Origin of the sequence: Mesorhizobium sp. M7A.F.Ca.ET.027.02.1.1 (genome assembly GCF_004022985.1) — a bacterium.
Lineage (GTDB): Bacteria > Pseudomonadota > Alphaproteobacteria > Rhizobiales > Rhizobiaceae > Mesorhizobium.
This window is the reverse complement of sequence record NZ_RZOL01000219.1, coordinates 1-10,036: the sequence shown is the minus strand read 5'-3', so window position 1 is coordinate 10,036 and position 10,036 is coordinate 1. Positions and strand designations below refer to the sequence as shown.

Sequence of the window (10,036 nt, the reverse complement as noted above, 5' to 3'; positions counted from 1 at the left end):
GCCGAGCCGATGGGTTTCGGGGAACCTCTCCAGGAGATGCGCAGCGAGCAAGTCGAGCACTTCCTGCTGGGCATCGCGCGTGCCGTCCTCCTCGACGAAAACGCGCTCTGGGATTTCGGCATAGAGCCGGTGCTTTTCGGCGAGATACGGCAGCAGATGGCCGTCGATCTCGATCCAGTCCGCCGGATCGAGCGGCTTCAGCCCGATACTGAACAGTTTCGACGAGCCGTCATAGGGCGTGTGGGTGGGGAGCGTATGCTCTGGGGGTGTGTGAGTGGGCACAGTCGTCCTGTTTCAGGTCAGTCTTGCGGGGATCAGTCCGCGCAGCGAATTGCCGACGAACAGGGACTTGGCGGATTTCAGATCGTCCAAGCTGTAGATCGCTTCGCGGGCGCGGCCTTCATCCAGAAGCTGCGCGCGCAATACACCAGGCAGCAGGCCGCAGTCGAGCCGGGGCGTGGCCAGCACGCCGTCGCCGAGATCGGCAAAGACATTGGTGATCGTGCCTTCACAGATCTCGCCGCGCTCGTTGGCCATGAGCACCTCGTCGGCCTGGGTGATGAGGTGTTCGGCGCGGGCACGCGTGTAGAGCTGCCGCCGGCTGGTCTTGTGGCGCAGCAGCGTGTCGTGCGAATCGAGCCTCGTCCGCGCCAGCCGCAGCATCCAGACCTTGTCGGCGGCGAGCGGTTCATAAGGCTGCGCCGAGGCCGCCACCTCACCATCGTGCGACAGGACGAGCCGCGTGCGCATGGCAACGCCGGAACCGCCGACTGCGCTGCTCAGTGCCTCGCCGACCTTGCCTGGAGCACAGCGGAAGCCGAGCTCCGCCGCCGAGCCATAGAGGCGCGCAAGATGGCGATCGAAGCGCAGGAAGCCCGGGCCGGGTTCCCAGCGCATGGTCTCGATCAACTGAAAGTCGGCGGTGTTCCCGTCGCGAAGCGCGCTTTCAGCAGACACTCCTGATACTCCTCCTGGGCCGTCGAATCGAAGACGACGCCGCCTCCGACATTGTAGACGGCCTCGCCGCCCGAAAAGAGCGAGATGGTGCGGATCGCCACGGAAAAGCGCATCGGGCCGCCGGGCGCGATCCAGCCTATGGCGCCGCAATAGGCGTCGCGGGGCGTGCCTTCCAGGTCGCGCAGGATCTCCATGGCGCGGATCTTAGGCGCGCCGGTGATCGAACCGCAAGGAAACAGCGCCGCGAAGATCTGGCGGATCGAGAGACCCGGCAGCAGTTTGGCCCTGACGTCGCTCACCATCTGATGCACGGTCGGGTAAGTCTCGATGCGGAACAGCGCCGGCACGTCCAGCGTGCCGACCTCGCTGATCAGCGAGATATCGTTGCGAAGGAGATCGACGATCATCCTGTTTTCGGCCTGGTTCTTCTCGTCATTGCGCAGGAAGATCTTCTGCCGTTCGTCCTCGGCCTTGGTCGCGCCGCGCGGCGCCGTGCCCTTCATCGGATGCGTCTCGATCATGCCCTCGGCGTCGATCTCGAAGAACAGTTCGGGCGAGCGCGACAGCACGATGGGTTCACCGAGCGCGATCAGCGCGCCATATTTCACCGGCTGACGTTCCGTCAATGCATCGAAGGCGGCCAGCGGCTCGCCTGACCATTGCGCATGCACGGGAAAGGTCAAATTGCCCTGGTAGCAATCACCTTGCCGGATGTGCTGGTGCAGCCGCGAGAAGCGTTTTTCATAATCCTCGGGCGACCACGTCGCACGGGCGTCGAAGATCGGGCCGTTGGTCGCCGTGGTGTCGCGCGGCGGCACCGCCTCTTCGACCGGGGCATCGAAAACCCCAAGGCACACGAGTGGGGCGCGGCGTCCGTTCGGCAGCAGGGGAACGAGCTTGGGTTCGAGCAGGTAGCCCGCCTCATACGAGAAATAGCCGGCAAGCCATTTGCCTGCATCATGCGCGGCTTGTGCTGCTTCCAGAGCCGGCCCGAAATCCCCTGCTTCGTGCGCCACGATGACATCGGCCGGCCGGTCGAAAACGAGCTGGCGCGCGCTTTTGTCATTGCGAAAAATTGCGGCGGGCAGGGACATGGGACTCGTGCTGCGGTCTATGAAGCATCAACCGCTCTATATGGGGTGCCGCCCGCGCGCAATCGAGGGAACGGCACGCTGCCTCTTAAAGCCGACGTTTGGGCCAACTCAGGAACCAAGAGAAAACGGCGGCGCCGATATGGCGCCGCCGCTTGCAATCTTCAGGTCTCGCCTGGCGATCAGCTGTTGCTGGAGGTTCCGGCTGTTGGAAACTGCTTGGCGAATTCCTTCTCGTTGCCGGCTGCGATCAGCTTGGCCTGCTCGATCCAGCGTTCGCGCGCGATGCGGCCGTCGAAATTCATGACGTCCTCGATCCGTTTGATATCGGCCGCGGTCCAGGACGCGATCTGCGCGAAGCTGGTGACGCCTTGCGCCTTGAGCAGCTTCTCGTTGACCGGACCGATACCGATCAGCCGGCGCAGATTGTCGGGCTTTCCGGATGCTGGGCCGGCTGCTGGCTTGGCTGTTGCAGACTTGGTTGTTGCAGACTTGGCTGTTGCAGGTTTGCTCGTTGCAGGTTTGCTCGTCGCGGATTTGGCTGGAGCCGAGGTTTTGGTGGCGGCGGGTTTCGCCGCCGGCTTGGCAGGGACCGCCTTGCCAGGGACCGCTTTCGCAGCGGCCGGTTTGGCCGGCGCCGGCTTTGTGGCGGCGGATTTGGCTGTCGCGGGGGTCGACATCAGGGCCGCCGGCGCCTGGCTTGCCGGCTTTGCCGCGCTGCTTCCGGCGGCAGGTGCGGCCGACGCTTCACGCAGCCGGCGCTCGAGGTCGGCGCGGGTCTTGCCGCATGCATCGAGTTCGCCGGTCAGGCGGTCGCCGTCGGTGCGCAGCCTGTCGCGTTCGCTGCGTGTGCGGTCTAGGTCGCCGCGCAAGCTGTCGAGTTCACCGCGCAGGCGCCCCCAAAGGAACCAGCCGACCAACACGCCTATCAGGAACGCCAGGACCACGTAGAAAAAAGTGCCCATTGTCTCTCTCCAGTCAGATCCGTCTGCCGTGGGTCATGACCTTCGGCGAAGGACTACTCTTGGTGGTTCCGCGGTAAGCAGAACAGCCGGCTTCGGTTCGAGCTGCGGCGATCGGCTTTGCTTGCCCATGGCCAACGGCCGTTGTCGCGTTCGCCTGAGCGACACGGCCGGCTGAGATTTCTCCTCGCCGATCCGCATGCGCTCCGGCTGAGCTTGGAGCGAAGGCTATCATAGAGCTTGTGGAAAGCTATCGGAAAACTTCGGTGGAGAGTACTTCAAGAACAGATATTTAGGGTGATAGTAGAGCTGTCCCAACATGCATTCCGGCTAAACTGTTAGAGCGATGCCTGAGGGACGCGTTTCAAGCGTCGAGCGCTTCCAGCTCGTCGATCAGGCCGCTGACGACGCCAAGTCCGATCTGCCAGAAGGCGGGATCGGTGGCGTCGAGCCCGAAGGGCGCCAGAAGCTCGGAATGATGTTTGGTGCCGCCGGCGCGCAGCATTTCGAAATACTTGTCCTGAAAGCCGCGTTCGGCGTTCTGATAGACCGCGTAGAGCGAGTTCACCAGACAGTCGCCGAAAGCATAGGCATAGACATAAAAGGGCGAATGGATGAAGTGCGGGATGTAGGTCCAGAACACCTCGTAGCCTTCGCGCAGCTTGATCGCGGGACCCAGACTTTCGGCCTGCACTTCGAGCCAGAACTGGCCGAGCCTGTCGGAGGTCAGTTCGCCGTTCTTGCGTTCGGCATGCACCTTGCGCTCGAATTCATAGAAGGCAATCTGGCGCACGACCGTGTTGATCATGTCCTCGACCTTCTGGGCGAGCATGGCCTTGCGCTCGCGCCGGTCGGTGGTCTGGTCGAGCAGCGAGCGGAAGGTCAGCATCTCGCCGAAGACCGATGCCGTCTCGGCCAGCGTCAGCGGCGTCGAGGCCATCAGTGCGCCCTGGCCGCCGGCCAGCACCTGATGCACCCCATGGCCAAGCTCGTGCGCCAGCGTCATCACATCGCGCGGCTTGCCCATGTAGTTGAGCAGGACATAGGGATGCGCCGACGGCACGGTCGGATGCGCGAAGGCGCCAGGCGACTTGCCGGGCCGCACCGGCGCGTCGATCCAGTTGCGGTCGAAGAAGGTTCGCGCGATCTCGGCCATGTCGGGCGAAAAGCGCTGATAGGCGGACAGCACGGTGTTCCTGGCCTCGTCCCAGCCGATGATCGCCTGGGGCGTATCCGGCAACGGCGCGTTGCGGTCCCAGTGGTTCATCACCTCCATGCCGAGCCAGCGTGCCTTCATCGCGTAATAGCGGTGCGACAGGCGCGGATAGGCATCGCGAACGGCGGAAGCCAGGGCGTCCACCACGCTGCGCTCGACGCGGTTGGCGAGATGGCGTGAATCGGCGATGTCCTCGAAGCCGCGCCAGCGGTCGGATATCTCCTTGTCCTTGGCCAGCGTGTTGGTGATCAGCGTGAAGGTGCGCAAATTTTTGCGGAAGGTCGTGGCCAGCGCCTCGGACGCCCGGCGGCGCACCTCGCCGTCGGCGTCCTGCAAACGGTTCAGCGCCGGCTCCAGCGTCAGTTCCTCGCCGTCGATGTCGAAGCGAAGGTCGGTCATCGTCTCGTCGAACAGGCGGTTCCAGGCGCCGCGCCCGGTGATCGACTTTTCGTGGAAGAGCTGCTCGACGCGGTCCTCAAGCTGGTAGGGCTTGTCCTTGCGCAGATCGAGCACCCATGGCCGGTAGTGACCGAAGGCGGGATCGCCGGCGAGCGCGCCTTCGATCGACGCATCGTCGATCAGGTTGAGTTCGAGCGCGAAGAACAGAAGGTGCGCGCTGGCGTCGGTCATCTTCTCCTGGACGTCACCATAGAGCTTGGCGCGCTGGGAATCAGCGGTGTTTCCGGCATAAACCAGACCCGCATAGGAGACGATGCGGCCGATCAGTTCCTCCAGCGCTTCGTAGGCGACGAGCGCCTCGCCCAGCCTGCCGGCGCTGCCGCGCTCGGCCTCGGCGGCCAGCGTGCCCTTCCAGCGGCTTTCGAAGCTGACCGCGTCAGTGGCGGCCTTGGCGATGTCGCGCTTCAGTTCTGGCGCGTCCATGCCGGCATAGAGGTCGGCAAGGTTCCATTCCGGCAGGTCGCCCAACTCGGCCGCGCCCTGACCGGACGCCGGCGCCGCCAGCCGCCGTGCGGAACCCATGTGCCCAGAATCCTTATGCATTGCCGACACCTTCCGTGGCCAAGGTTCGAGGGGAAACGAGAAGCCGGTCAAATCCTAAGGAATTCATTCACCGGGTTTTTTGAAACCTTATTTAGAACCCTGTGCCAAGATGGTCCACAGGGCAGGATTCCTCGGGCGGGCATAGTCGTATCAGTCATGACAGGTTCCATACTCATAGTCGATGACGATCCGGTGCAACGCCGGCTGCTCGAAGCGGCGGTGACGCGGTTCGGCTACAGCGCAATCGTCGTCGACGGCGGCGCGGCCGCCCTCGATATCCTCGATGGACCCGGCGCCCGCGAGGTGTCGGTGGTCATCCTCGATCTGGTCATGCCCGGTCTCGATGGTATCGGCGTGCTGAAGGCGATGCGCGAGCGCGACATCAACGTGCCGGCCATCGTGCAGACCGCGCAGGGCGGCATCGAGACCGTGGTTTCGGCGATGCGTCATGGCGCCTTCGATTTCGTCGTCAAGCCGGCATCTCCCGACAGGCTGCAGGCGTCGATCGGCAATGCGCTCAAGGTCGAGGCCGTCGAGGGCGAGGTCAAGCGCACGTCGCGCCGGCGCGGCGGCCTCCTGACCTTCAAGGACATGATTACGCACAGCCCGGCCATGGAGAGGGTGATCCGTCTTGGCCAGAAAGCGGCGGCATCCAACATCCCGATCCTGATCGAGGGCGAGTCCGGCGTCGGCAAGGAACTGGTGGCGCGCGCCATCCAGGGCAGTGGCGACCGCCGCTCGAAACCCTTCGTCACCGTCAATTGCGGCGCTATCCCCGACAATCTGGTCGAATCGATCCTGTTCGGCCATGAAAAGGGCTCGTTCACCGGCGCCACCGACAAGCACACGGGCAAGTTCGTCGAAGCGCATTCGGGCACACTGTTTCTCGACGAGATCGGCGACCTGCCGCTCGACGTGCAGGTCAAGCTGTTGCGCGCGGTCCAGGACGGCGAGGTCGATCCGGTCGGCGGACGCTCGACCGTCAGGGTCGACATCAGGCTGATTTCGGCGACGCACCGCAACCTCCTGCAGCAGGTCAAGGACGGCAAGTTCCGCGAGGATCTGTTCTATCGGCTGAACGTCTATCCGATCTTCGTGCCGCCGCTGCGCGACCGCCGCGACGACATCCCCTATCTGGTCACCCATTTCATGGAGAAGGTGGCGCCGGCCGACCCGCACCGTCGCCTGCAAGGTATTTCGGCGGCAGCGCTCGCCGTGCTGCAGGCCTATGACTGGCCTGGAAACATCCGGCAGCTCGAAAATGCCGTCTTCCGGGCCTCGGTGCTTTGCGAAGGCGATGTGCTTTCCGCCGAGGACTTCCCGCAGATACGGGCGCAAGTGGAAGGCACCGTCAACCTGGATATGGACGGCGATGCGCCGGCGCCCTCCCAGTCTTTGCAGGAGCGCGATGACGAAGCCTTGCCCGGCGAGGGCGGCCCAGCAATCGCGTTCGATCCGCCGGCAAGGCTGCAGCCTCGCTTCGGCACGTTGCGGGCGCTCGACGAGCGCGGCAATGTGCGGGCACTGGCCGATGTCGAACTCGAGATGATCAAGCTTGCCATCGATCACTACAACGGACAGATGAGCGAAGTCGCCCGCCGACTCGGCATCGGTCGCTCGACGCTCTATCGCAAGCTCAAGGAACACGGCATCGATCCGGAGACGGGCCGCGTAGACCGGCTCGCCTCCTAAGGGCGATGCCGGGCTGAGCTTCGGAATCCGGCTTGCCACAAAGGCCGACGCCAGCTTGCAATGCCACAGCAGGCCTTGTATCGCCGTTCGGCGGCATTGTGGCTGTGTCATGGACAGCTCTGTTCACGCATTAAGGCTAACGGTAACAGATCGTGTTCGGGCCGAAGGCGGAAATCTGATCTAAACCAGCGGTTTACCAAGAAACCTTGTGAACAATTTTTGACGGGATATCGCCACGGTGTTACCGCATTTCGGCTTCAATAAGCGATGATTAACCATTAGGATCGATATTCGGGTGTGCTAATGCCACATCCGTTTGGACAAATCCGGGGACAAACGGCAGCCTGCAAGGCCTTTTGATTTGAACAGAATCGAACGACACACAAACAGGCGGCACCATCATTTGAGCGTCTGGCCGAAGTGGCTGGCAGTGTTGGTTGTCGCTTTTGGTTTTGTTGCCGCGGCCGCGAGCGGAGCCAGCGCCGAAACACGGTCGCTGAAGCTTTATCATCTCCACACCCATGAGAAGGCCGAGATCGTCTACAAGCGCAACGGCCGCTACGTTCCCGAGGGTCTCAGGAAGATCAACATCATTTTGCGCGACTGGCGTCGCAACGAGCCGACCAAGATGGATCCGCGCCTGCTGGATCTGGTCTGGGAAGCGTATCGGGAAGCCGGCGCCACGGACTACATCCAGGTCATCTGCGGCTATCGCTCGCCGTCGACGAACTCGATGCTGCGCGGCCGCAGCAGGGGCGTCGCCGAGAAGAGCCAGCATATGCTCGGCAAGGCGATGGATTTCTACATCCCCGGCGTGCCGCTGAAGAAGCTGCGCAACATCGGTCTCAAGATGCAGGGCGGCGGCGTCGGCTACTATCCGTCATCTGGTTCGCCGTTCGTCCACATGGATGTCGGCAATGTGCGCCATTGGCCCGGTATCAGCCGGCAGGAACTGGTCAGCCTGTTCCCCAACGGCAAGACGCTGCATGTGCCGAGCGACGGCAGGCCGCTGCCCGGCTTTGAGCAGGCGCTCGCCTCCTATAAGGCGCGCAAGGGTTCAGGCTCGCCGGCCATCGAGATGGCCAGTGCTGGCGGCAGCGGCAAGAAATCAGGTGGCTTCCTGTCGGCTTTCTTCGGTGGCGGCGGCGACGATGAGGCCGACGACAGCGCCGATGTCCAGACCGCTTCGGCCGCCCCTCCGCCCAAAGCGAGAAACCTGAAGCCGGCAGCGGCAGCCAAGACCAGCAACCTCCCGGGCATTGCCATCGTGGCGCCGGAGAATGCGCGGCGCGCCGAGATTCCGCAGGTGGCCGAGCAGCAGGCTCCGGAGCCGGAAGAGGACACGCCGGAGACGATCATCGCCGCATTGCCGGCCCGAAGCGTTCCGCTGCCGGATTTCGCACCGCGGCCGAAAGCCGATGTCGGCGCTCAGCAGCCTGAGAATGTTCCTTTTGCGATGGCGGAGGCGACAGCCACCACCGAGCAGGCCGTGGCGACCGCGCATGCGCCGGCAAGCGTTCCTTTCGGCTTGGCCGATGCAACTGCTTCGGCTAATCCGGCCCAGGTCGCGGTCAACAACATACCGTTGCCGACATGGCGTCCCGACAATTCGCTGCCGGCCGCTCTGTCTGCGCCGCCCAGCAAGGATGTGCTGATGGCGCTGGCCGAGACGGCTGATCAAAGCAAGACCGCGACCGATGCGTTCTCGGTGCTGCCGACGGCGCGGCCCGAGATGGCCAGGCCGGATGCGGTCAAGGCCGTGCTCGACGAGGCCAATGCCCAGGTCGGTGCGGCCGATTACCAGCTTGCTTCCTTGTCCGGATCCGAGCCGCGTTCGGCGTTCAACGATCCGGGCACCAACGCCGCTTCGCCGCGCGATGCTGTCGTTGCCCGCCCAGTCGGTTCCGATCCGGCCGCCGCGATCGGCGCCGGCGTCAAGACGACCCGCAAGGAATCGAGAGCCACCGCCCGCGACCTGAAGCCAGGCCCCAAGGCCATGGTGGTTGCAGCCGCACCGCAGGCCGCCCGCTGGGCATTGACCAGCGGCGAGCATGTCGCCACCGTTTCAAGCGCGACGACGGCGCCGGGCTACGCCTACAGCATCGTGCACACGCCGCCGAGCGAGGTCTACACGGCCGGCTTCCAGCCGAGCAGCCAGGTGGCCGATGCCAACCGCTTCACCGGCAACGCCGTCAAGTTCATGTCGGTAGCCCGCTTCCAGACCAAATGACGGCAAATCAATCGACAAAGCCGCGCCGGGCAACCAGCGCGGCTTTTTGCTGTTCAGCGAACCGGGCCAGCCTGCACGGTCACGCGCGGCTGAACTTCTCGTGAAGCCGGAACGGTCGGCCTATTCCCCGGGTTAACATAGGTTCGTTCAAACCCGGGGAGATCCATGAAGAACATCCTATTGGCATCGGTCATAGCACTGGCAACCGCTTCGGCGGCCATCGCCCCTACGCAGGCCGAGACCATTGTCGTCAAGACTCATGACCATATGCACATGAAGAAGCACTGCCGGACCAAGGTGGTCACAAGCTGGAAGCATCACCACAGGGTGGTTGAAAAGGTCCGGGTCTGCAGCTGATCCGGTTCGGAGCCGATTTGGCAAACCCGGTCGACGCTAGTCGGCCGGGTTTTTTCATGCCGTGGCCGAGGCCTTATTTCGCAAGCTTGCTCGCCGCGCGCGCCAGGGCTTCGATCTCGTCCCACTTGCCGGCCTTGACGAGGTCATCGGGCGCCACCCAGGAGCCGCCGACGCAGACCACGTTGGGCAGGCTGAGATAGTCGGCCGCGTTCTTGGCCGAGATGCCGCCGGTCGGGCAGAATTTCACATCGGCAAGCGGCGAGGCGAAGGCTTTCAGCGAAGCGATGCCGCCCGACTGCTCGGCCGGGAAGAATTTCAGGAAGCGCAAGCCGGCTTCCCGTGCAGCCATGATCTCGCCGGGCGTGATGGCGCCGGGCAGCAACGGAACATCGCTGCCGGCGGCTGCCGACAGAAGCTCGCGGGTGATGCCGGGGCTGACGATGAAGCGCGAGCCCGCGGCAGCCGCCTCTTCGAACTGCCTGGCATCGAGAATGGTGCCGGCGCCGACGATGGCGTCCTCGACTTCCCC

Annotated in this window: 9 protein-coding genes; 3 read left to right on the top strand and 6 right to left on the bottom strand. The window is 63.9% G+C overall.

Annotated features, from left to right (window positions below):
* From EN749_RS22080 to EN749_RS22060, 5 genes are all read right to left on the bottom strand, one after another.
* The coding region (locus EN749_RS22080) for a heme-dependent oxidative N-demethylase subunit alpha family protein (protein WP_128363959.1) at nucleotides 1-282 on the bottom strand (282 nt) is incomplete at its 3' end.
* 12 nt (nucleotides 283-294) lie between these two features.
* On the bottom strand, nucleotides 295-957 hold the full coding sequence (locus EN749_RS22075; RefSeq protein ID WP_127268299.1) for an aminotransferase class IV family protein: 663 nt from the start codon (nucleotides 955-957) through the stop codon (nucleotides 295-297).
* A complete protein-coding gene (locus EN749_RS22070) occupies nucleotides 906-2,051 on the bottom strand; it encodes an aminodeoxychorismate synthase component I (protein ID WP_127398939.1) in 1,146 nt (381 codons plus the stop codon). Before EN749_RS22070 ends, EN749_RS22075 begins: the two co-directional genes overlap by 52 nt.
* Before the next feature lie 179 nt (nucleotides 2,052-2,230).
* Nucleotides 2,231-3,013: a proton-conducting membrane transporter gene (locus tag EN749_RS22065; protein ID WP_127809394.1), complete on the bottom strand. Its 783-nt coding sequence runs from the start codon at nucleotides 3,011-3,013 to the stop codon at nucleotides 2,231-2,233.
* Nucleotides 3,014-3,374: 361 nt separating this feature from the next.
* Complete coding sequence (locus tag EN749_RS22060) at nucleotides 3,375-5,207, bottom strand: M3 family oligoendopeptidase (protein WP_128363958.1); 1,833 nt, start codon at nucleotides 5,205-5,207, stop codon at nucleotides 3,375-3,377.
* Between the two features lie 177 nt (nucleotides 5,208-5,384).
* Between EN749_RS22060 and EN749_RS22055 the strand changes: the two genes are divergently transcribed.
* The 3 genes from EN749_RS22055 to EN749_RS22045 all read left to right on the top strand — a co-directional run bounded on the left by EN749_RS22055 (nucleotide 5,385) and on the right by EN749_RS22045 (nucleotide 9,507).
* The gene (locus EN749_RS22055) at nucleotides 5,385-6,920 is read left to right on the top strand and encodes a sigma-54 dependent transcriptional regulator (RefSeq protein ID WP_128363957.1); all 1,536 of its coding nucleotides are present in this window, start codon (nucleotides 5,385-5,387) and stop codon (nucleotides 6,918-6,920) included.
* Between the two features lie 403 nt (nucleotides 6,921-7,323).
* The gene (locus EN749_RS22050) at nucleotides 7,324-9,150 is read left to right on the top strand and encodes a DUF882 domain-containing protein (protein ID WP_128288439.1); all 1,827 of its coding nucleotides are present in this window, start codon (nucleotides 7,324-7,326) and stop codon (nucleotides 9,148-9,150) included.
* Between the two features lie 165 nt (nucleotides 9,151-9,315).
* Nucleotides 9,316-9,507: a hypothetical protein gene (locus EN749_RS22045; protein ID WP_127272097.1), complete on the top strand. Its 192-nt coding sequence runs from the start codon at nucleotides 9,316-9,318 to the stop codon at nucleotides 9,505-9,507.
* 73 nt (nucleotides 9,508-9,580) lie between these two features.
* On the opposite strand, the gene eda is transcribed toward EN749_RS22045, so the two are convergent.
* On the bottom strand, nucleotides 9,581-10,036 hold a 456-nt coding region (gene eda / locus EN749_RS22040), incomplete at its 5' end, for a bifunctional 4-hydroxy-2-oxoglutarate aldolase/2-dehydro-3-deoxy-phosphogluconate aldolase (protein WP_128363956.1).

Coding starts and splice junctions, on each gene's coding strand:
- EN749_RS22055 (WP_128363957.1), top strand. CDS start 5,385: ATGACAGGTTCCATACTCATAGTCGATGACGATCCGGTGCAACGCCGG.
- EN749_RS22065 (WP_127809394.1), bottom strand. CDS start 3,013: ATGGGCACTTTTTTCTACGTGGTCCTGGCGTTCCTGATAGGCGTGTTG.
- EN749_RS22070 (WP_127398939.1), bottom strand. CDS start 2,051: ATGTCCCTGCCCGCCGCAATTTTTCGCAATGACAAAAGCGCGCGCCAG.
- EN749_RS22045 (WP_127272097.1), top strand. CDS start 9,316: ATGAAGAACATCCTATTGGCATCGGTCATAGCACTGGCAACCGCTTCG.
- EN749_RS22060 (WP_128363958.1), bottom strand. CDS start 5,207: ATGGGTTCCGCACGGCGGCTGGCGGCGCCGGCGTCCGGTCAGGGCGCG.